The organism is Pirellulales bacterium, assembly GCA_035939775.1.
Lineage (GTDB): Bacteria > Planctomycetota > Planctomycetia > Pirellulales > DATAWG01 > DASZFO01.
Map to the genome: position 1 here is coordinate 1 of DASZFO010000169.1, position 21,527 is coordinate 21,527.

General features: G+C 59.9%; 15 protein-coding genes and 1 tRNA gene. 9 read left to right on the top strand and 7 right to left on the bottom strand.

Annotated features, from left to right (window positions below; all coding sequences use genetic code 11):
* Positions 1 to 265: 265 nt before the first annotated feature.
* The 3 genes from VGY55_11295 to VGY55_11305 all read right to left on the bottom strand — a co-directional run bounded on the left by VGY55_11295 (position 266) and on the right by VGY55_11305 (position 4,240).
* On the bottom strand, positions 266 to 484 hold the full coding sequence (locus tag VGY55_11295) for a hypothetical protein (GenBank protein HEV2970545.1): 219 nt from the start codon (positions 482 to 484) through the stop codon (positions 266 to 268).
* Positions 485 to 548: 64 nt separating this feature from the next.
* Positions 549 to 1,853 (bottom strand): DUF1552 domain-containing protein, encoded by a 1,305-nt coding sequence (locus VGY55_11300; protein ID HEV2970546.1) that lies wholly within the window; start codon positions 1,851 to 1,853, stop codon positions 549 to 551.
* Between the two features lie 8 nt (positions 1,854 to 1,861).
* A complete protein-coding gene (locus VGY55_11305; protein HEV2970547.1) occupies positions 1,862 to 4,240 on the bottom strand; it encodes a DUF1592 domain-containing protein in 2,379 nt (792 codons plus the stop codon).
* Positions 4,241 to 4,575: 335 nt separating this feature from the next.
* Here VGY55_11305 and VGY55_11310 point away from each other — a divergent pair, with 335 nt between their 5' ends.
* Entirely contained in the window at positions 4,576 to 5,316 is a 741-nt protein-coding gene (locus VGY55_11310; GenBank protein ID HEV2970548.1) for a DUF1080 domain-containing protein, read from the top strand.
* A 14-nt stretch (positions 5,317 to 5,330) separates the two neighbouring features.
* Here the strand turns inward: VGY55_11310 and VGY55_11315 are convergent, their stop codons facing one another.
* From VGY55_11315 to acs, 3 genes are all read right to left on the bottom strand, one after another.
* A complete protein-coding gene (locus VGY55_11315) occupies positions 5,331 to 5,615 on the bottom strand; it encodes a DUF433 domain-containing protein (GenBank protein ID HEV2970549.1) in 285 nt (94 codons plus the stop codon).
* 141 nt (positions 5,616 to 5,756) lie between these two features.
* Complete coding sequence (locus VGY55_11320) at positions 5,757 to 5,984, bottom strand: AbrB/MazE/SpoVT family DNA-binding domain-containing protein (GenBank protein ID HEV2970550.1); 228 nt, start codon at positions 5,982 to 5,984, stop codon at positions 5,757 to 5,759.
* A gap of 81 nt (positions 5,985 to 6,065) precedes the next feature.
* Entirely contained in the window at positions 6,066 to 8,021 is a 1,956-nt protein-coding gene (gene acs / locus VGY55_11325; protein ID HEV2970551.1) for an acetate--CoA ligase, read from the bottom strand.
* Between the two features lie 251 nt (positions 8,022 to 8,272).
* On the opposite strand from acs, the gene VGY55_11330 reads away from it, so the two are divergent.
* Together VGY55_11330 and VGY55_11335 are read left to right on the top strand one after the other, a co-directional pair.
* Positions 8,273 to 9,178 carry a DUF4185 domain-containing protein gene (locus VGY55_11330; GenBank protein ID HEV2970552.1) on the top strand — a complete coding sequence of 302 codons (906 nt, stop codon included), beginning with the start codon at positions 8,273 to 8,275 and terminating at the stop codon, positions 9,176 to 9,178.
* Between the two features lie 397 nt (positions 9,179 to 9,575).
* Positions 9,576 to 10,205 (top strand): hypothetical protein, encoded by a 630-nt coding sequence (locus tag VGY55_11335; GenBank protein ID HEV2970553.1) that lies wholly within the window; start codon positions 9,576 to 9,578, stop codon positions 10,203 to 10,205.
* 359 nt (positions 10,206 to 10,564) lie between these two features.
* Here the strand turns inward: VGY55_11335 and VGY55_11340 are convergent, their stop codons facing one another.
* Positions 10,565 to 11,779: a glycoside hydrolase family 172 protein gene (locus VGY55_11340; GenBank protein HEV2970554.1), complete on the bottom strand. Its 1,215-nt coding sequence runs from the start codon at positions 11,777 to 11,779 to the stop codon at positions 10,565 to 10,567.
* A 581-nt stretch (positions 11,780 to 12,360) separates the two neighbouring features.
* On the opposite strand from VGY55_11340, the gene VGY55_11345 reads away from it, so the two are divergent.
* From VGY55_11345 to VGY55_11370, 6 genes are all read left to right on the top strand, one after another.
* Positions 12,361 to 13,023 (top strand): hypothetical protein, encoded by a 663-nt coding sequence (locus VGY55_11345; GenBank protein ID HEV2970555.1) that lies wholly within the window; start codon positions 12,361 to 12,363, stop codon positions 13,021 to 13,023.
* Between the two features lie 23 nt (positions 13,024 to 13,046).
* Positions 13,047 to 14,285 (top strand): GIY-YIG nuclease family protein, encoded by a 1,239-nt coding sequence (locus VGY55_11350; protein HEV2970556.1) that lies wholly within the window; start codon positions 13,047 to 13,049, stop codon positions 14,283 to 14,285.
* 100 nt (positions 14,286 to 14,385) lie between these two features.
* A complete protein-coding gene (locus tag VGY55_11355) occupies positions 14,386 to 15,399 on the top strand; it encodes a hypothetical protein (GenBank protein ID HEV2970557.1) in 1,014 nt (337 codons plus the stop codon).
* A 190-nt stretch (positions 15,400 to 15,589) separates the two neighbouring features.
* Positions 15,590 to 15,663 (top strand) — tRNA-Arg (locus VGY55_11360).
* A gap of 495 nt (positions 15,664 to 16,158) precedes the next feature.
* Entirely contained in the window at positions 16,159 to 17,556 is a 1,398-nt protein-coding gene (locus tag VGY55_11365; protein HEV2970558.1) for an efflux RND transporter periplasmic adaptor subunit, read from the top strand.
* A gap of 148 nt (positions 17,557 to 17,704) precedes the next feature.
* Positions 17,705 to 21,223, top strand: a complete 3,519-nt coding sequence (locus tag VGY55_11370; protein HEV2970559.1) for an efflux RND transporter permease subunit — start codon at positions 17,705 to 17,707, stop codon at positions 21,221 to 21,223.
* Positions 21,224 to 21,527: the final 304 nt, after the last annotated feature.

The window sequence follows — 21,527 nt, forward strand, 5'->3', positions numbered from 1 at the left end:
CGGCCCGCTCCGCTCCGGCTCGCTGGCGCTCGCCTCCGCTGCGCAGGCCGTCCCACGGCGGTGACAATTTCATTCTCCGTCGTACCCACGGGTACGTCGATCACTCGCGCCGAAGAAACATACAAGGGTTCCGTCCGCCGCTGGTGGACTGCACCCTGGGCTTGGCTCCGCCGGCCTTTCAGGCCGATGCCTAGCGCTACGGTTCTTAATCTGGCGCACTACTCGGGGGTTACCTGCCATGACGACGCTCACACGTGAACGGTTCTTAAGCGTTCGGCGCAAGTTGCTCGCGTTGACTCCGCACCATCCGCTGAGCGGCGGCGAGGGCCTCGCTGTCTTCCAAGTCCCAAACGCCGCCGGCGTCGATCCGCCCGGCGAACATGGCCAGATTCCAAAGCAGTTGGCCCAGTCGGCAATCGGAGTGAAGATCTCCTAAATCGGCGATGGCCTTCAGCAGTTCTGAACGTGTCGGATCACCGTTCATCGCAGGTCTCGTCTGTGCAATCTATCACCCACGGAACCCTTACGCAAACATCGGCGCACGGTGCTCAGGTTAACCCCAGCGGCCCCTCGCCGCAGAAATCGGTGTTGCCGAATTTCTTGATCCGATGGTCGAATCCGTGTGCCAGCGCCATCAGCAGCCGATTGTGCGGCACCTTGGAGAATTTCAGCGAGCGGCCCATCTTGAAGTCCAGGCCGTTGCCGACCAGCACAAAGGGGATGTTGTCGAGCGTGTGAGAATTGCCTTTGCCGAGTTCGTTGGTCCAGAGCAGCAGCGTGTTGTCGAGCAGGCTGCCTTGGCCCCCCGGCTCCGGAGTTTCGGCCAGCCGCTTGGCCAAATAGGCAAGCTGCTCGCACCACCATTTGTTGATTCTGGTGAGCTTATCGACGGCCTTTTCGTTCGAATCCGGCTCGTGCGACAATTCGTGGTGCCCCTCGTCCACTCCGATCCAGCGCATCTTTGCCCCGCCCACGGAGTTGGTGAATTGCAGCGTGGCAACGCGGGCGAAATCGTTCGTGAAGCTGTTCACCAAGAGATCGATCTGCATCTTGCTGATGTGCGGAATCTGGTCGTTCTCGCGCTTCACGCCCGGATCGACCTCGGGCACGGCATGACCCACGTCGGACGTCGCCCGCAGCTCTTGCTCCATCTCGCGGACAAACGTGGCATGTTCGTCGAGGAGCCGGCGGTCGTCGGGGCTGACCGCGCCGCTGACCTTTTTCAAATCGTCCTTCACGTCGTCGAGCACGCTCACCAGCATCTCACGGTCTTTCACTTTGCCGTAGAGCTTGGCGAACATCTGATAGGGATCGTCGATCGGCGTGACCGGCTTGTTCGGCCCGGCGTAGACCATGCGGGTCCAGGTGTCGGCGTGGTCGGGGACCATGACGCCGAATTCGAGGGTGCCGAACCGAGTGCGCGTGGCGTCGTTCTGTTGCAGGTGCAGCTTGATCTCTTGGTCGATCGAGACGCCGCTGGCCCAGCCCGCGGGCGTGTCGGAACCCCCTTGGATATTGCCGGGATAAAGTTCCGCTCCGGTCAGCAGGCAGCCGATGCCGCGCATGTGGTTGTCGCCGTCGCCGCGGACCCGATCACACACGCCTTTGAGCACGAGCATCCGATCCTGAAACGGCTCGAGCGGCTTGAGGCTCTCCTTGAGCGTGAACTTCGCCCCCTCTTCGTCGGGCCAGAAGGCATCGGGGATGACGCCGTTCGGGCTGAACATGATCACCATCCGCTGCTTCCGCCCAGCCTGATTGGCGAAGGCAAGGCTCGGCAGATTGAGGATGAACGGCAGCGAAGCCGAACCGAGACCGAGCGTGCGAAGAAACTCGCGGCGTGTTCGTGACATGGTGGACCTCATTCTTTTGTCATTCGTGCTTCGCCAGTCGTAACTTTCCCACCAGCCAGTTTTGCGTCGTGCGGAGTGATCGCCGAAGCGGCCATCGTCGCGACAGCGAGCTTGCGGATATTGTAGTCGTTTTTTGCGAACGAGCGGCGCAGGTCGTCGAGCGCGGTGGGGCCATAGGCTCGAATCGGTTGTTGCACGAGGTTGTGAAACATCTGCTCGACGAAAGCCGATTGGGCCTCGTCGCTATCGACTAGGAAGGCCCCTAGCTCGCGAGCATTGTTCACTGTCACCGCCTTGCCCGAACGCGAGTGATAGACGCCGGTCGAATCAACCGGCTTGCCGTTATCCTGCTCGCGATAGCGGCCGACCGCGTCGAAATGCTCCAGGGTGAAGCCGAGCGGATTGATGATGCCGTGGCAAGCCATGCAGGTCGAGGCTTGCGTTTGCAATGACACCCGTTCGCGCGTGGTCAGCGTCGGCTGCAATTCGGGCGAAAGCGGGGCGAACGCCTCCGGCGGCGGACGCAGCGATAGGGCGAGCACGCCGCGGGCCAGAAACACCCCGCGGAGGATTGGCGACGTTTCGCTGTTATGCGCGAAGCTGGTCATCAGGAACGGATGCGTGAGCACGCCGGCCCGCTGATCCGCGTCGAGCTTGACTTTGGTGAACCCAGCTTCGGCCGGCAGATCGGCGCCGTAGAACTTTGCCAGCCGGCCATTCAAGAAAAGATAGTCGGCGGAAAGCAGCTCGCGAAAATCGGATTTCTCCGACCAAACCACGTCGTCGAGAAACAACTCGAGCGACGTTCGCAGATCGGCGATCATGGCCGCATCGAAGCCGGGGAATTTCTTCGAATCCTTGGCTACGTCGCGGGCTTGGTCGGCCTTGACCCAAGTGAGCAGGAAATCGTGCAGCTTGGACTTCGCCCGCAGATCGCCCAGCATTCGCTCGGCCTGCCGGGCGACTTCTTCTTTCTTTGACAGCCGGCCGGCCTTGGCCTCGTTGAGCAATTCTTGATCGGGGATCGAGTCCCAGAGGCCGAAGGACAACCGCGCGGCGGCATCGTAGCCATCGGCGCGGCCTTCAATTTCGCGGTAAAGGAAGCGCGGCGATTTCAGCGACCGCAGCACGACGCGCTTGACGGCCAAGTCGGCGTCCTTGGCGGCATCAAACTGCTTATCGACTACGGCTTTCAGCTCATCCTCCGCGAGCGGGCGGCGGAAGGCTCGCTCCGCCAGCGCCCGGCAAAACGCCCTCAGCTTGTCCGCCCGGTCCTTGGCATCATCGCTGGTACCGGCCAGCTCGTTCGCGTGCGCCGCGACGTAGTCGGTCGTTTCGATGGCCGCCTCGGTAGTCGCTTCGTCCCATTCCTTCGACACGGTGGTGCCGCGTTCCCAGCCGTAGCTGCGATCGTCGGGCGGGAAGCGGGTCGCGCAGACGAAGAGTTCTGGCGCAGAGGCCGTCGAAAGCTGCCGCGACGGGATCGGCTCCTCGGCCCCTAGCGGCCGCTTCCACTTGAGCGCGATTGAGGCGGGGGCGGGTGGGGCCGCCGGCTTATCCTTGTGCTTCTTCGAATCGTCAACCCCTTGCTTCGATTTCGAGAATTCGAGCCGCACGGGATATGCCCGGCCGCCGACGAGGAACAGCGACCCCTTGTATTCCGTGTCGTTGCCCGACTTCACCCAAGCGTCGATCAGCGGATGGCGATCGTCGTTGACCCACAGCTTCGCCGCATGATCGGTGTGAACGACGAAGTCGTACTCGCCCGTCTCCTCGGCCAGCAGCGAGCCGTTCCAGCGGATCGAGAATTCATGCGCGTCGACCTTCTCGGCCACGGGTGAATCGGCGCCGAAGTCGAAATTCACCTGCGGATCAATTCGCTCCAGCACCCGCGACTTGTCATTGATGTGGCGGCCTTGAAAGTATTCGGCCTTCAGCCCGCGCTCGTTTCCCCAGTTGGGCATCCAGCGGAAGCTGCCGACCAGGTCGGCGACGGCCTGTCGATATTGGCGGACGGTGAGCCGCGCGAGATCGATCCGCGCGGGCCGATTTCGATCGCGCGCCGCCGGCGAATACATGGCATTGTAAACGAAGCCGGCAACTTCCTCGGCTTCCTTCTTGGGCAGCGAGCCGGGATCGTCGTCGGGCATGGTCTCGCCGATCAAATCGACGAGCTGTGCCAAACTCTTGTCCCCCGCGAGCTGCTCGCGGTGCTTTTTCGTTCCCTCGCCCTGTGCGCCATGGCAAACGGCGCACTTCGTTTTGAAGATCGCCTCGCCGGTCGGTTCGGCAGCCGCGGCGGCCAAAGGGGCAACGAGTAGCAGAGGCGCCAAGCGCCCCAAGAGCGAGCGAAAACAGCCGCGCAAGATCGGCGAGTGAAGCTGCATGGATTGTCGATCGCCCCAGACCCAGTCGGGTCGGCATGAGGGGCATTGGCGGGAGTGAATGTTTGGTCGCAGCGTCCCTTAGTTTCCCTTCTTGCGCGGCAATTGTCAACATTTCCATGTGCTGGGAACCTGCGATTAAGGCGCCGGCGCGCTCCGAATCGTTTAACCCGGAGCCAACTGCGACGGCGACCCGGGTCATGGCGCCGTCGCCGATGGCTCCGGGTTAAACGATCTGCTGGACAAGCCGGCAGCAGCGCCCGCATAATTGGTACTGAATTCTGATCGGTCGGGCGTTTCCGACTAAATCCAAACCAACGACACGCAAGGTCAATCCAATGCGTACCCATACCAAGGTGATTTTTTGGTTGGTGTTTTCACTGTTCGCCATTGCAGCAAACAACTTGACCTTTCTTTTTGCCGACAAGCCGGCAAGCGATGCCGCTCAAGAAAAGCCGGCCGCGCATGCCGAAGCGAAGAAAGCCGACGCGAACAAGGAAGAGTGGCATTCGATGTTCGACGGCAAATCGCTCGGGGATTGGAAGCCGAGCAAGTTCGCCACTCAGGGCACGGTCGAGGTGAAAGATGGCCGGATCGTCCTCGGCTTCGGCGACGGCTGCAGCGGCATCACTTGGAGCGGAAAGTTTCCCAAGACCAATTACGAGATTCGCTTGCAGGCCATGCGCGTCGATGGGAGCGACTTCTTTTGCGGGCTGACGTTCCCCGTCGGCGATGATCCGTGCAGCTTCATTTGCGGCGGCTGGGGCGGCGCGGTCGTCGGGTTATCTTCGATCGACGGTGAGGACGCCTCCGAAAACGGTACGACAAAAGTTAAGGCCTTTGATGACAACAAATGGTACACGATCCGCGTGCGCGTCACGAAGCATCGCATCTCGGCCTGGATCGACGGCGACCAGATGGTCGATCAGGGACTCGTCGATCACAAAATCTCAATCCGCTCCGAAGTCGAAGACTCGAAGCCGCTCGGGATCGCGTCCTGGAAAACCACCGCCGCCGCGCGCCAAATCGAATGGCGGAAGCTGACGGAGGATGAGGCGAAGGAGGAGAAGTTGAAGTGAAGGCCGAACTGCGCTCATGGAGCAGGAGCGCCCCCGGCCAATCGCGCTTTCACGGTCGCTTCATCATCATCGGTCAGGTTGGCTTCGATTTCGTCAAGATGCTCGTGAGCGTAGGCCAGCGCGTCATGCACATCGGCCGGCTTGAGCGGCGGGTATTGCTGAACGATTTCTTCAACGTTCATCCCATAGCGGTAGCAGGTTAAAACGGTCGCGACCCGAATCCGCGTACCTGCGACAACAGGTTGCCCACCACACCGCGCCGGGTCTTTTTCGATGTTGCGGTAATCCAGCTTCGGCATGGTCGGGTGCTCCTGCACTTTGGTCGAATCTTTACCTATCCCCATTGTAGCGACGGTCGCTCACGGGAACCAATCCTGCGGCCGTTACCGGCGCGCCATAGTTTTACCGACTACGGCAGCGGCCCGTATCGACATGGCGGCCTACTCCGCAAGACGTTTCATCGCGCGACCGAAGCGCTTGTGAACCATCTCTAGCGCGTTCTGAAATTTCTTCTCCTCGCCCTTCTCGCGGACCGGCGAGAGAACGAGGCACTGACCGTCCGTAATGACCTCAAACGGTGTCTCCGGCGACACCCGCAGAATCTCCAAGATCGGCTTGTCGATGACGAGCGCGTAACTATTGCCATGCTTCGTCAAGGTCTTGATCATCCGAAGCCTCCGAGTTGTTATCACGACATACTAACATTGTAGCACCCTTTCGGAGTGCAATCAACATTAGATCGAGCGAACTCATTCTTCTTCACTCCGCAACTTCGCCAGCACGCTGTAATCCTCTAGCGTGCTGGTGTCGCCGATGGTTTCCTTGCCGCTGGCGATGTCGCGCAGCAGGCGGCGCATGATTTTCCCGCTGCGGGTTTTGGGCAGGGCGTTGGTGAAGCGGATGTCGTCGGGCTGGGCGAGCGCACCAATTTCCTTGCGGACGTGGCGCTTGAGTTCTTCGCGCAGAGCGTCAGTCGGCTCGCCGGATTTGAGCGTGACGAAGGCGGCGACGGCTTCTCCTTTCAGCTCGTGCGGCCGGCCGACTGCCGCCGCTTCCGCGACCGCCGGATGGCTCACCAGCGCGCTCTCGATCTCGATCGTGCTCAGGCGATGGCCGGCCACGTTGAGCACGTCGTCGATCCGGCCCATGATCCAATAGTAGCCGTCGGCATCTTGCCGGCAGTTGTCGCCGGCCAGATAGCGATGCGGCACCTTGCTCCAATACTGCTCCTTGTAGCGCTCGTCGTCTCCCCAGATGCCGCGCAGCATGCCGGGCCAGGGCTTGGTCATAACAAGCCAGCCCCCTTGCCCGGCCGGAACTGGTTTGCCGGATGAATCGACGATCGCCGGCACGATCCCCGGCAGCGGCTTGGTGCAGCTTCCCGGTTTGGTCGGGATCGCGCCGGGCAACGGGCTCATCATGATTCCGCCGGTCTCGGTCTGCCACCAGGTATCGACGATCGGGCAGCGCTCGCCGCCGATCTTGCGGTGATACCACATCCAGGCCTCGGGATTGATCCCTTCGCCCACCGTGCCGAGGAGCCGCAAGCTCGACAGATCGTGCTGATCGACCCAGGCGTCGCCCCATTTGATGAAGGAGCGGATGGCCGTCGGGGCAGTGTAAAAAATGCTCACGCGGTATTTCTCGATCAGCTCCCAGAACCGCCCCTCGCTCGGCCAGTTCGGCGCGCCCTCGAACATCAGCACCGTCGCCCCGGCCGAAAGCGGGCCATAAACGACGTAGCTATGCCCCGTGACCCAGCCGCAGTCGGCAGTACACCAGAACAAATCCTCGTCGCGATGGTCGAAGACCCATTCGAATGTCTTCTTCACGAAAAGATTGTAACCCGCCGTGGTGTGCTTGATTCCTTTTGGCTTGCCGGTCGAACCGCTGGTATAGAGGATGAACAGCGGCGCTTCGCTATCGAGCGGCATGGCCGGGCAATCGGCGCTGGCGTCGGCCATCAGGTCGTGCCACCAGAAATCGCGCCCCTGCTCCATGTGGACCTGCATTCCGCCGCGGCGGACGACAATGCACTTCCGCACGGTCGGCGATTTCTTCAGAGCTTCGTCTACGTTCGCCTTGAGTGGCAACTGCTGGCCGCGGCGCCAGCCCGAATCGGCCGTAATGAGCAGCTTCGCCTGAGCGTCGTTGTTCCGATCGGCGATCGCTTCGCTCGAAAAGCCGCCGAAGATGACGGAATGGATCGCCCCGATCCGGGCGCAGGCGAGCATCGCGATGGCCAGCTCGGGGATCATCGGCATGTAGATCGAGACGACATCGCCGCGATGGATGCCCTGGTGCACGAGCACATTGGCAAACTTGCAAACCTCGCGGTGCAATTGCTGATAGGTGAGCGTTCGCTCGTCTCCCGGTTCGCCTTCCCAAATGATGGCCGCCTTGTTGCGCCGGGGGCCATCGAGATGGGCGTCGAGGCAGTTGTAGGCGGCATTCGTTCGACCGCCGACGAACCACTTGGCGAACGGCTCATTCCATTCGAGCACTTTACTATAGGGCTTGAACCAGCGCAGCTCACTCGCCAATTCGCCCCAGAAGGTTTCGATATCGGCGTTGGCCTCGTTCCACAGCGCTTCGTACTCGGCCAGCGACTTGATGCGGGCCTTGGCCGAGAATTCGGGACTCGGCGCGAAGAGCCGGGCCTCTTGCATGACGCTGTCCACCTGCCCGCCGCTGTGCGCTGCCATGAGAATCGCTCCTTGGAGCGCCTAACAAATCCGGCGGGGACTGTCCCCCTTTTGCGCAGTCGGCGGAGCAAAACGGGGACTGTCCTCTTCTCCCAGCCGGATTTGCTAGGCGCTCTAAACAGAAATCCGCGAATTGAATTGAACGCGAGTTCGTTCCGCGATTCTAGGGCCGCCGGTCGAGAGGGTCAACGAATGCCGGTCTGCCGGCTGGATGGCGCCGTTCTGTTATATTGACCTGGGTCGACGACGATTTGATCTACACTGCATATGGCGACGGGGCGGGCCTCGATCCGAAGGTGCCGGAGAAACTGAGCCTTGGCTTCGCTCGCATCGAGGGCGGGCCAGACGATCCCAAAGGCGCCAATATTCGCTCGACGACAGGCGAGCAAAAAGGGAATGGACCTCGCGGACGCAAGGCCAGCGGCTTGCTCATGGTCGACGGTGTGCTGTACATGTGGGTTCGGAACGCCGGCAATTCCCAGCTCGCCTGGTCCGAAGACCACGGCAAAACGTGGTCTTGGAGCGATTGGAAGTTCACCACCGGTTTTGGCTTTCCGACTTTTCTCAATTCTGGAAAGAACTACGCACATGCTCGCGACGAGTATGTCTACATTTATTCCACGGATGCAGACAGCGCCTATACTCCCGCCGATCGGCTCGTCTTGGCGCGGGTTCGCAAGGATCGAATCAGGGACCGCGCAGCCTACGAATTCTTCGCCGGCATGGACTCGACATCGCAGCCGATGTGGACCAAAGACATCCGCCATTGCGGGGCGGTCTTTGAACACATGGGGAAATGTTTCCGCTGCATGGTCAGCCTCGACATCGGTTTGAAACGATATCTGATGTGCCAGGCAGGTTCAGCCCGCCCGGTTGAAGCGGGCTTCGGAGTCTTCGACGCGCCGGAGCCGTGGGGACCTTGGACGACGGTCACCTACACGGCGCACTGGGACGTGAGCCCGGGAGAAACAGCCAGCTTTCCGACGAAGTGGATGAGCGCCGACGGCAAGACGCTCTATCTGGTGTATTCGGGCGACGACAGTTTCAATGCGCCGAGCGGTGCTCACGACGTTCGCTACGCCCGACGGCATGAAATAGTAAAAAAGCACTGGAAGAATTCGCGGATGCTGGACGCGGCGGATAATGCGGATTTATAATCGGCGCTATTGAGGGCTTGGATCGACTCCAGGCTCATTCCAAATGCGAAACGTCGATTACAGCGTTTGGATGTGGCAGTAGCGCTCGATTCGCCGACGACAGCGCCCGTGCGCCTTAGCCAGCCACTTTGGCCGGCAGGTTCAACACTTCGCTAGGAGCAGTTTCAAAACCGCCGGGGAGAAGGGGACAGTCCCCATTTTTCTTCGCGGACTGCGCAAAATGGGGACCGTCCCCGGCGGTTTTGAATCTGCTTCTAGTGAGACTTCGGGCGGCAGACCGGAGAATGAAAGGAGGATTTAATAAATCAGCGTTGGATGGGCTGTGTCGGAAAGTGCAAATCGAGCACTGGCTAACGTCGTTTTGAGGTCTCATTCATTCATTTCAGGAGAAAAGCTCATGAAACGCATGTATTCCATGATCGTCGCCATACTGCTGATCGCGGCGGCGCATCCCGCGATGGCGCAGATTCAGGTAAACACCGACGAGAACGGCGGGGGAACTTATACTTATTTCGGGACTCACAACTGGGGCGGATTCGTGACCAAGTCGTCACCGCCGGTGTATCATCTAGAAGCCGCTTTAGCAGCAGTCACGCCGCCGGGACCGAATCCGATTGTGACTCCCGGTGATGTGATCGTCAACGAAGTCGCGACGGCGCAAATCTCCAGCGATCTGCTCCGTTTCGACAACAATGGCAATCTGACGGTGTTTTCCGATATCGAGGCCAACGAACCTCCACCGCTCGATCTTGCTGACGTTGGCGTCCCCGCGCCGGGAACCAATGTGGTAATTCTTCCCGAGACAAGCCCGTCGGGCGGACCGCCGGTTGAAGGCGGCGTCAACGGCCTGTTTGGATACCAACCCGGGCCGGGCATGCCCGGTGGGTTTCCGAATGGGGTGGCCGGCACGATCAGCTACAACTTCTACAGCGACGGCTCGGTCCCGGAGCCGAGCACGGGAATGATGGCCGTATTGGCATGCGGCTTGGTGTGGTGGAAGCGAAAGTCGTTCAGGCGAATCGTCTAATCAACCGCGGCCTCGTCCGCCTCCAGCGCTGCAATGCGCAGACGCCCGTGCCCGTTCGACTCATCTCGCTCGGGCACGGGCTGTTCGTCGGAGACTAATGGAGCTTCAATGCAGAATTGACGGGTGCCATGGCCACTGCCCTGAGTGGCCATGCCTGGTTCGGCTCATACCCACGTCGACCCGCTGGCGCGGGTGCCCCGCGTGGGCATGGCACCCAACGTGTCAAAACAGCTTTGACGGTCCACTGGTGCGACCCGTGCCAACGGTCTGGCGCGGCGCACGGCCCAGAGATCAACGACGAATTGCCGAGAAACGGCAAAAGCTACACGACGTTGTTGGCTGGGTTCCAGACCGGCTGATCAATTAGACGACCCAACGCGCGGCGCCTCTGGAAGCGGGAGCAGCTTCGGTATGCGCTGCGAGTGTGGCGGCAACGGCGCCCCTTCGCCTTCCGCGCGATCAAGATAGTAATACGCGACGCTTGCGTAGTGGTTCCGCAACGGCTGGCGATCGTCGTTCGGACCGCTGCGGCCATGCTCGATCGTTACGCGTAGCGATTTCGTGAACGGCACGGGATCGAGGATGTGCCAGCGGTAACAGGTATTGAGGATGCCCCGCTTTTCGCCTCCCTTCTCCGGGTTGTCGTACAGCGGCACGCCCGAATAAGGATTCGAGAATGCGTGTTGGAAATCCCAGGCCCCGCAGAAATAGTCCTCGCTGCCGGTTCCTTCGATCGTGGGCTTGCTCGCGCCATCGACGTAGAACTTGTCGTTTCCCTCGCCCCACCAGCCGTCACTGTTGGCCATCACGCTCAAGAACGTGCCGACAAAATGCCCGCGGCCAGCGGCGTCGAGGATGAGGTAGTCCTCTCCCTTGGGCGCGGGAAAGGCCTGGCGATATTGGGTGTGAAAGTAGCGAATATCCGCCGCCGGTTGGTCGTCAAGCCGGTAGTCGATGTTGAAGTAGCAGTTCGCCACCGGCTCACTTCCCTCGTTGATCATCGTCAGGCGGGCCCCCTTGGCAAACGGCATCGGCCAATAGCAGTTCAGAGCCTTCACGCCTCCGATCGCGACTGGCGCACTCTTGTATTCCACGTAGCGGCCGAAGCCCAAGCCAAAGAAGTCGCCCAGAGGGCACTCGATTGCCGGCTTGTCGGCGCCGTCCCAAAAAATCCGCAGCACCAGCTCGCGAAGATGATCGGCGGACTTGCCATTGATCGTAAACCACATGTGCGTGATCCGGCCGTGACCCTCGATCTGACCCAATTCCAATGTTGCGCCCGGCGCGATCGGCCGGTAGTCGCCATTTTTCAAATGGGGATCGGTGCTCGATATTCGAAGCGCTCGGAACGCCTTCGGCTGGGCCAAGTCTTCGGGCACCTGAGCGTTCACCGCGGCCGCGGGCATCAGCAACGACAGAAAACCAACTGCGAAGGATAACCTCAGCCGTGTCATACCGCCTATCCGAAAACCGCCGGGGACTGTCCCCTTTTGTGGAGCGGGCACCAATGCTAGATGGTCGGGAACAAAAGGGGACTGTCCCCCTCTTCTCAGGCGGTTCTCGGATAGGCTCATAATGTCTCCTTCTTCATTGAGCGTTGTACAGACATGTCGCGTCGTAGTTCCTCGCAGTTCCGTACTACAAACGTAGAGTTTCCGCGCGAGCCGCGCGGGTGCCATAGCAGTGAATGGTTTCACCACGAAGACGCGAAGGCACGAAGAATTTGATTTCGTCGTTGTTCTTCGTGTCTTCGTGCCTTCGTGGTTCAACAACGCCGGATTGGTTCCGGCTACGCCGGACTGTGCAGTTCCGTGCAATACTATCCGATCAACGGCCGTCCAAGCAACGGCTGGCGACGATCCGAGAATCGTCGGGTGGAACATCCGCCGCGGCGTCGGCCTACCGCCGGCCCGTGAGCCCCGTCGAAAGGCGACCGCCGGCGAAGGGGACGCATCCCTGCAGGATGCTGTCGCGACCGTCGATCATCCGTCGCTGTCGCGTCGCGAAACGTCGGCGGACAGTGAGCCGTAGACGATCTTCGCGCGTTGGTTTTGACTTGACGCTGCTGGAACGTGCGACTCGACGCGCCTATATTGGGGGGAATCCCAATTCGGCGTATTGTCGGCGATCGGCAATTCAAAAAGCGGGTGGTTTCATGCCCATGACAAAGGCAGAGATGGAGGCGCATCGAGTTCAATACCATCTCGAAATCGCAAAGGCACGCGCGGCGGAACAGGCCGGGTTGTACCGAGAAGCAATTGCGGCAGCTTTGGCCTCGTGGGATCACATCGACGGAATGATGCAGTTTGAGCGGAAGTATGAAGAAGGAACATTCTCAAACATCGATGGCCTCGAATTGGTCCTGAGATACGCTCCCCTTCTGTTCGACTTTGAAAGCCTCGACAAACTGGAGACGTTGCTGAAGATCCAACGGCGAATCGTCAAGAACTCGGCCGGAGATTTACCGGAAAGGCTTGGATCCGCGCGCGAGTTGATGTGGGTCGCCCATCGCATCTGGAACGAGATCGAACGTCGCCCACAGCCATTGCAGCCTCCGACGATTCGAGGTTCGGCGAAAGAGAATGACCGATCGACGGCTGTAACCGACGCATGGGAAAAGATGCGGCTGCTGCATTGGTGTTCCGACGGGACTTCTTACCATTTGGCGTTCTCGACGCAGATGGATCGGGCGGCTTTCGCAAAGTGCCCGGTTTGTGGCGCCGTTGCAAAAGGGCCGAAGAGAGTGTTCTTGGACGAAGTGAAATGCCCGAAGTGCTCCGGAAGCGTCACGTTCGTAATCCTGGCGCGAGAAAACTAGCGACTCATGGGGAGAAGCGATTAATGGATTACATCATTGTTGCCATTCTCGGCATTGCGGGTGGGTGGGGGTGCGCTTTGATCGCTCTTGCGGTTCAACGTGCCAAGCTGCGCGCGCAGAAGCGCGAGCAAGACCTGATGGCCGAAAGGATCAGTCAATCCTCTCACGCAATCGGCACTGCACGGCAACAGATCGAGACGGAGTCGTCGCGGCTGGAGGCGGCAAGGGCGCAGTTCGATATGAGGGCGGTCGCGTACACGGAGCTGCACGACGAGAATGCGATTCTGAAGCGCGACCTGCGGAACCTCGACGTGGGCGTCCGCAAACTGCAACTTGATCGCGACCAGCAACGCCAGTCACAAGAGGCTCTCAACCAAAGGGCAAACGAACTTGGAAGTCGCTATCTAAAGGAAAGCGTGAAATGGATAAGCTCATCGCTCAACCCGAACAATTTTTCTGGCTGCAAACAACGCTTGATCGACGTTATTGTACGGTGCCGCGGGATTGGCTTTGAAGTGCCGGCGAGACAGGAAGCAGAGCTGCTCGCGAACTTGAAGTCCGAATATGAAATGGCTGTGCGTGCCGCGTTCGCACGTGAGGAGCAGACTCGAATCAAGGCGCAAATACGCGAAGAACAGATTCGGGCCAAGGAAATTGACCGGGAATTAAAACGAATCGACCGAGAGCGCGAGGCTATTAAAGCCGCGCTGGACAAGGCGCTCGCCGAGGCCAACGATCAGTACAGCGCCGTTGTCGAAAACTTGAAAGCCAGGCTCGCGGAAGCGGAGGAGAAGGCACAGCGAACCATCTCGCAAGCGCAACTCACAAAATCCGGTCACGTATATGTGATATCGAACATCGGGTCGTTCGGTGAAGGCGTGTTCAAAGTTGGAATGACTCGGCGGCTTGAGCCTCAAGAGCGAATCCACGAACTCAGCAGTGCCTCGGTCCCATTTCCTTTTGATGTGCACATGATGATCTCCTCAGACGATGCCCCTACCTTGGAACACGTGCTCCATCAGCACCTGCGGAGAAATCGAATAAACAGAACCAATCCCCGAAAGGAATTCTTCAAGACTGATATTGAAACGATTTGCAGAATCGTGAAGGACAACCACGGCGAGGTAAGTTTTGTCGCGGATGCTGAAGCCCTCCAATACCGACAGAGCCTCACCATGCCCGAGGAAGATCAAGAATTCGTCGAAAGCGTATATGACGATCTAGATGAAGAGACTGAAGAATCCGTGGTGAGCGATTTGTGACCGGATCAACGGCTCGTGAACCGGGCCAGAGGTCTTGCGGAGACGGAGGGATCTGTGAAGCCAACTATTAACCCCGCCTACAACTGCCATGACTGCGCCCATGCCCAAAGAACTCATTTCTTCGGCTTTGCTCGCTTTGTTTTGGCTGGCCGGCTCGATTGGCGCTGCCGTTGGCGCCGACTGGCCCGCCAGGGTTTTTGCGCCTTACATGTATCTTGGCGCCGGCGACAATTTCAAACTCACGGACTGTAACGACGCCTGCGGCCTCAAACACTACACGCTGGCCTTCATCATCGCCCGGCAGGAGGGCCGGGGCCAAGATACGAAGGTTTACCCAGAGCCATCCTGGTACGGTCGCATTCCCATCGAGCAGAATCTTTACAAGGATCAAATCGATGCCATCCGCAAACGCGGCGGCGATGTAATCATCTCCTTCGGCGGCGAGGCCGGCAAGGAGCTTGCCAACGTCATTGATGATCCCATTCAGCTTGAGGCCGCCTACCAGAAAGTCATCGGCCAATACCAATTCTCGTGGCTTGATTTCGACATCGAAGGCGACGGTTTGGCCAAGGGCAAACTTGACAGCCAGCGCCGCAACACGGCCCTCGCCAGCCTGCAAAAGAAGAATCCCGGCCTCATCATCTCCTACACGCTGCCCGTTGATCCCGATGGCTTGTCGGACGCCTCACGCGACCTTCTCGCCGACGCGGTCAAGAAGGAAGTCAAAGTCCACTCCGTGGACCTCATGGTCATGTATTTCGGAAAGAGATTCATCAACAAGGGAAAATCCGAAGGCCAGCTCGGCGTCGATTCCGCCAACAGAGCCAACGAACAGCTCCAGAAAATTGACCCCGCCATTCAGATTGGCCTTTGCCCCTGTCTCGGCAGAAACGGCTCCAAAGACGAAGTGTTCACGCTTGACGACGCCAAAACCATCAAGGCCTTTGCCGAAAAAACACCATGGGTCTGCTCCCTGCACTTCTGGTCGATCAACGACGACGCTGGCCGTCGCCGGCGCCGCGGTTCCACCACCAACGGCGCACAAACCGTCGAAGCCACCCAGCCCCGTCCTTGGGACTTTGCCAACCTCTTCAAGAGTTTTACGACGCCCTGATTTTCCAGCGCGGCGTTGGGGAAATCTTAAGAGCCTTTCCGAGAACCGCCTTGGAGAAGGGGACAGTCCCCAGTTTTTGCTCCGCCGACCATCGCGGCGATTGTGCCCGCGCAAAAATGGGGACAGTCCCCGGCGGTTTTGGGCGACCAGTTGCCGAGAAGCTGCGGAAGCCGTATTTTAGAACCTGCAGGCTCCCGTAGCTCAATTGGATAGAGTATCGGTCTTCGGAACCGAGGGTTGCAGGTTCGAGCCCTGCCGGGAGTAGTTTTTCCGCGCGCTTATCGCGATCGCCGGACTCGGCAGTCTCTAAACAACCGGCAAAGTCGTTACTCTCGGAGCGGATCCGAGAGCCGCCTGCGGAGAGGGGGACAGTCCCCTTTTGTTCCCGACCATCGCGGCGATGGTGCCCGCTCCACAAAAGGGGACAGTCCCCGGCGATTCTCGCATTGCGCCGCTCGCCCGCGAAACGAACCACGCGCGTTCGGCGAGCGTACTAGACATTCAAGCGGCGGCGCCGTGGATATCTGCTAGGCGCCGGAATCGGGCAATCGTGCGAAAGTCTTTCCGCGGCTTGCGCTTACGTTCGGTAGTATCGTGTCTTTTTTTGGCTCCGCAGATCGTCTCTTGGCCCCGGTCCCACGAATTAACCTCGACCGAAAAACAACTTCGTTGTTATTCCTGCCCTCTCCCGGACGGCGAGGGGTTTAGGGACAAAGTTATCCTTCAGTCAATCCTTTGCAGCCAGTTTCAGACCACCGCATGAATCCGCTTGCTTCCAAATCCAGCAAGGCGAAATGGCCGCTGATTATCGCGGGGGTCGTGATTGTCGTGGCGGCGGTCGTCGTGCCGCGAATGCTGCACGGGCTAAGGGAGAAGGAGGCCGACGCTAGCAGCTTGTCGTCGGATGCGGCCAGCAAGGTCGAGTTGGTCAAAGGAGAAACGGACACGTTGGACGTGCCCGCCGACGTGGTGAAGACCCTCGGCCTGAAAATGGCAGACGTTCAACCCGATACAACGCCGCGACAGCTCAAGCTCGATGGCACCCTGTTCGTCGATCCAAGCCATTTGGCCCGCGTGCATACGCGCTTTGCCGGCGAGGTGGTGGAACTGGGACCGGCCGAGCCGAACACGGCCGAAGGCTCGCCGGCCCGCTTGCGGTTTGGCGATCGCGTGGAGAAGGACCAATTGCTGGCCGTCGTTTGGAGCAAGGATCTCGGCGAGAAGAAGAGTGAATTGGTCGATGCGATTCTCCATCGCCGCCTCGATGACGAAACGCTCAAGCGGCTGCAAGCGGCGGCCGAGCGGGGCGCAACATCCGAGCAGAAGCTCCGCGACGCCCAACACAACGTCGAGGCCGACACGATTGCCGAGACCCGCGCCGAACGAACGCTCCGTTCCTGGCGCATGAGCGACGAGGAAATCGAGCGGATTCGCAAAGAGGCCGACGATCTTCACGAGCACAAGAAATCGCTCGACCCGAAGGCCGAGAGCAATTGGTCGCGCGTCGAGGTGCTGGCGCCCGTCGCCGGCGTGCTGGTTGAGGTGAATGTCGGGCCGGGCGACATCGTCGATACCACGCTCGATCTGTTCAAAATTGCCGATCTGAGCCGGCTGCGCGTGCAATGCCAGGTGTACGAAGAAGACCTGCCGCTGCTCCAGGAGTTGACCGATCAAGAGCGCAAATGGACGGTGCAGCTCGGCAACGACCGCGACGCCAGGACGCTTGAAGGACGCTTCGATCACTTCGATCAGATCGGGCACATCATCGACCCCAACACGCACACGGCCCAGGTGATGGGCTGGGTCGAAAACCCGGGAGAACGGCTGTTGATCGGTCAATTCGTCACGGCCATCGTCTCGTTGCCGCCGCCGAAGAACTTGGTGGCGGTGCCGGTGGGCGCGGTGATCGAGAATGGATCGGGCGCTTCGGTGTTCGTGAAAACGCCCGAAAGCCCCACGGCATCGGGCAGCTATCGAGTCCAGCGTCGGCGCGTGGCGCTCGTGCGTCAAGGGGACGAGACGGTCGGAGTGCTCGCGTCGCCCTCACACCAGCAACGGCAGCAGGGAATCCGATCTCTCGAACCGCACGAATTTGTCGTCACCAGCGGAGCGCTCCAACTCGCCGCCGAGATGGAAGAGCAGCAAACGTCGAAATGAGAAACGCGGAACGCAAGTCCGTAGGGTGAGTCAAGGCTTTGCGCCGACGCACCGCCGCGCGATGTTCCGGTGCGTCCGCGCGGACTTGACGCACCCTACGGATCTTCGTGCTTTCCCAGTCTCCAGTCCCGAGCCCCCAGTCCCCGCTGTGGTTCACAATCTCATTTCCTGGGCCACGAACAGCCGCGTTGTCGTGCTCCTGCTTGCGGCCGCGCTCATCGGGTTCGGCCTCTATTCGTTTCTCAATGTGAACGTCGAGGCCTATCCCGATCCGGCGCCGGCGATCGTGGAAGTTGTCGCTCAGTATCCGGGGGCTTCCGCGGAAGAGGTCGAGCGGCTGGTGACGATCCCGCTCGAGGATGCGTTGGCCGGGATGCCGGGCTTGACCTACACGCACAGCAGATCGATCTTCCAACTCGGGCATCTCCACAGCCAGTTTGATTACGGCATGGATTTCGAGAAGGCGAAGCAAGAGGTGATGAATCGGCTGCGGACGGCGAACCTTCCCGCGGGCGTCATGCCGGTGATTTCTCCCGAAACGCCGACCGGCGAAATCTTTCGCTATACGATCGCCAATCCGAAAGACGACGCGAACCGCGGCATTTACAACACCAACGATTTGAAGGCGATGGAGGATTGGGTGCTCGAGCGGCAATTCCGCCGTGTGCCGCGCATCGGTGACGTCAGCAGCTTCGGCGGCACGGTGAAGCGCTATGAAGTCCGCCCGGACCCCGATCTGATGAAGCGCTACGGGATCACTCTGCCGCTACTTCAAAACGCCATCGCCGGCAGCAACAACAACGTTGGCGGCGATTATGTTATTCGCGGGCCGAGCGCGCAGGTCGTCCGCAGCCTGGGGCTACTCGGAGGCGGGCAAGATCCGGTCGAAAAAGTGCTCGGGATGAAAGACCCAATTCATGCGCGCAACTATTTGCGCACCGAGGAAGAGCGGCGCACTCGGGAGATTCGCGAGATCGGTCTGGCCTCGACCAACAATGTGGCCGTTCACGTCGGCGACGTGGTCGAAGGAGGGCGCGTGTCGCCGGGATACGACATGGGCAACAAGGGGGTCGTCGTCGGAAATCAAACGCGGCTCGGCAAGGTAACGCTCGATCGCCCGCAAAAGGACGAGAAGGGGCGCGAACTGCGCGAAAATGGTGAGCGCGTCTGGGAATCGGACGACGACGTCGTGCAGGGGATTGTGTTATTGCGGAAGGACGAGCATTCGCTCCCTGCCCTGCGCGCCGTTGAGGCCAAAGTCGAGGAACTGAATAAGCCCGGCGCCGGCCGCCTCTTGCCCGGCACCAAGATCGCGCCGTACTACGACCGCATGGACTTGATGAATGTCACGCGGGAGACCGTCAACGAAAACCTGATGCTCGGAATGTTGCTGGTGACCACGATTCTGCTGATGTTCTTGAGCAACGTGCGGCCGGCGTTGATCGTCGCAATCAATGTCCCCTTGGCGCTTTTGTTCGCGTTTTGCGTGTTGTTTCTCCGGGGCAAGTCGGCGAATCTACTCTCCATCGGCGCGGTGGACTTCGGGATCATCGTCGATTCGTCGGTCATCATGGTGGAAAACATATTCCGGCATCTAACCTCCGGCGACGACGCCGATTTGCCGATCCGACAGCGAGTGGTTCGGGCCGCAAGCGAAGTCGAGCGACCGTTGTTCTTCTCGACCTTGATTCTCGTGTGCGCTCTATTGCCGCTGTTTACGATGAAAGGCCCAGAGGGCCAAATCTTCGGTCCGATGGCCGACACCTATGCTTTCGCGTTGGGGGGCGCGCTGCTCCTGGCGGTGACACTCTCCCCGGTGCTTTGCACCATGTTGCTTCGGCACGTGAAACCGTCGCGTGAAAACATCCTCGTTCGCCGGCTCAAGGCGGGGGCCGTGTGGCTGGTCGAGCGGTGTTTGCAGCATCGCGCTGCGTTTCTCGGAATCGTCGTCGCGATGATCATTGCCACCTGCGCGGCGATCCCATTTCTCGGGCAGGAATTCATGCCCGAATTGGAAGAAGGGAACCTCTGGATTCGCGGCGAATTCCCCTTGAGCATCTCGCTCGACGAAGTGACGGAAAAGGTGAAGATCGCTCGGGCCATTATTCGCAAATTCGACGAGACGGAACTGATCGTCTGCCAGATCGGTCGGCCGGACGATGGTACAGACCCCGGCGGTTTCTACAACGTCGAGTTCTTCGTCCCGCTCAAACCGTTTGGGGATTGGCCCGCCGCGAAGGAGCAGGAGGGGTTGCGCTCGTGGTTCCAAGCCAAACGCGTGCGCAGCAAAGATGAACTCATCGCCGAGATGAACGATCAATTGAACCGCAATCTGATCGGCGTCGATTGGAACTTCTCTCAAAACATCCGCGACAACGTGATGGAGGCGCTCTCCGGCGTCAAAGGGGAAAACTCCGTAAAGATTTTTGGCCCCGATCTGGATGAACTCGAGCGGCTGGCGGATAAAGTCAAGGAGCGGATGCAGAAGATCAATGGGATCGCGGATGTCGGCGTGTTCCGGATCAAGGGTCAGACGAACCTCGAATTCCCGATCGACCGCGAAAAATGTGCCCGCTGGAATGTGAACGTCTCCGACGTGCAGAATGTGCTGCAAACCGCCGTCGGGGGCAAGGCCTTTACGCAAATGATCGAAGGGGAAAAAACATTCGACATCGCCCTGCGACTGCCGGAAAAATACCGCTCGAATAAGAGCGCGATCCTCGATATTCCCGTCGAAGTGACGAACAACGTCACTGGCGGCGGACCGTCCAGCGTCGGTTCGACGCCGATGACTGGCAGCAGCACGGGACTTTCGCCGCTGGGCACGAGTCAGTCGATGCCCTCGCTCACCGGAAACATGTTCAATGGCACGCTCAACAATCTCAGCAACTCGCCGCGGCGGCGGGTGGGCGATCTGGTGACGCCGCTCGGTCCCGATGGCCGCCCCGATCCCAATGGCGATTTCGTCCGCTCGGGAGCATCGACCATTCATCGCGAACAAGGAAACCGGCTGATCGCCGTAAAGTTTGGCGTGCGCGGCCGCGATTTGGCCAGCGCGGTCAAGGAGGCCCAAGAAGCGACCGCGGATTTGTTCAAAGCTCCCTATCGGGCCGAATGGAGCGGCGAATTTCAGGAAATGCAAGAGGCGCAGATTCGCCTCATCGCCGCGATCGCCCTTTCCATGGCATTGATTACGATGCTGCTCTACATGGCCTTCCGATCGCTGATGGATGCGATTGTCGTGCTCTCCAACGTCGTCGCGGTGTTGATGGGGGGTGTTTGGGCGCTCTTGATCACGGGAAACAATTTCAACATCTCTGCCGGAGTCGGTTTTATCTCGGTCGTCGGCGTGGCGATGATGAACGGATTGCTGCTTGTCTCGTCGTTCAACCACAATCGGGCCGACGGAATGCCGTTGCACGAGGCGATTCTGAAAGGCGTTGAAAAACGAATCCGTCCGTTGACTATGACGGTGCTGACTGCCGTATTCGGCCTCTTGCCCGCCGCCCTCTCGACGCGGATCGGCTCACAGACCCAGCGCCCGCTGGCCATTGTCGTGATCGGCGGCATGCTCGTCACGCTCTTGCTCACGAACGTGATCCCCGTGCTCTACAGCTTCTACGGCCACCGCGACCCACCTGCTGGCGCCACGGGCCTCGGGCACTGATTGGCAAGCAGCGCTGACTTTGCCGCCTATTCTCAATCTGCTCGGCGAAGCGAACGTATCAATTGGTCCGCGGCTTCGCACGGCATGGATTGCGCCGGACCGATAGCATTCATTGTGTTTCGCTGCGCGCTGAATGCGGTAGGCACACTCCATGTGCCGTAAAAAACGGGACCAAGCGGATGATCGCGGCCTGGAAACGTGCGAGTTCGCTGATGCTCTTGGCGAGCATCATTGGCTGCTCGTCGACGGGTGCGCCACCGCGCGACGCTGCAGCCCTCGAGACGCCAATCGCATCTCCGCCAAC

What these genes read in the sequence shown, in the direction of transcription:
- VGY55_11310 (HEV2970548.1), top strand. Translation starts at nt 4,576, where the DNA reads ATGCGTACCCATACCAAGGTGATTTTTTGGTTGGTGTTTTCACTGTTC.
- VGY55_11365 (HEV2970558.1), top strand. Translation starts at nt 16,159, where the DNA reads ATGAATCCGCTTGCTTCCAAATCCAGCAAGGCGAAATGGCCGCTGATT.
- acs (HEV2970551.1), bottom strand. Translation starts at nt 8,021, where the DNA reads ATGGCAGCGCACAGCGGCGGGCAGGTGGACAGCGTCATGCAAGAGGCC.
- VGY55_11345 (HEV2970555.1), top strand. Translation starts at nt 12,361, where the DNA reads ATGCCCATGACAAAGGCAGAGATGGAGGCGCATCGAGTTCAATACCAT.
- VGY55_11300 (HEV2970546.1), bottom strand. Translation starts at nt 1,853, where the DNA reads ATGTCACGAACACGCCGCGAGTTTCTTCGCACGCTCGGTCTCGGTTCG.
- VGY55_11315 (HEV2970549.1), bottom strand. Translation starts at nt 5,615, where the DNA reads ATGCCGAAGCTGGATTACCGCAACATCGAAAAAGACCCGGCGCGGTGT.
- VGY55_11340 (HEV2970554.1), bottom strand. Translation starts at nt 11,779, where the DNA reads ATGAGCCTATCCGAGAACCGCCTGAGAAGAGGGGGACAGTCCCCTTTT.
- VGY55_11320 (HEV2970550.1), bottom strand. Translation starts at nt 5,984, where the DNA reads ATGATCAAGACCTTGACGAAGCATGGCAATAGTTACGCGCTCGTCATC.
- VGY55_11295 (HEV2970545.1), bottom strand. Translation starts at nt 484, where the DNA reads ATGAACGGTGATCCGACACGTTCAGAACTGCTGAAGGCCATCGCCGAT.
- VGY55_11355 (HEV2970557.1), top strand. Translation starts at nt 14,386, where the DNA reads ATGCCCAAAGAACTCATTTCTTCGGCTTTGCTCGCTTTGTTTTGGCTG.
- VGY55_11350 (HEV2970556.1), top strand. Translation starts at nt 13,047, where the DNA reads ATGGATTACATCATTGTTGCCATTCTCGGCATTGCGGGTGGGTGGGGG.
- VGY55_11335 (HEV2970553.1), top strand. Translation starts at nt 9,576, where the DNA reads ATGAAACGCATGTATTCCATGATCGTCGCCATACTGCTGATCGCGGCG.
- VGY55_11305 (HEV2970547.1), bottom strand. Translation starts at nt 4,240, where the DNA reads ATGCAGCTTCACTCGCCGATCTTGCGCGGCTGTTTTCGCTCGCTCTTG.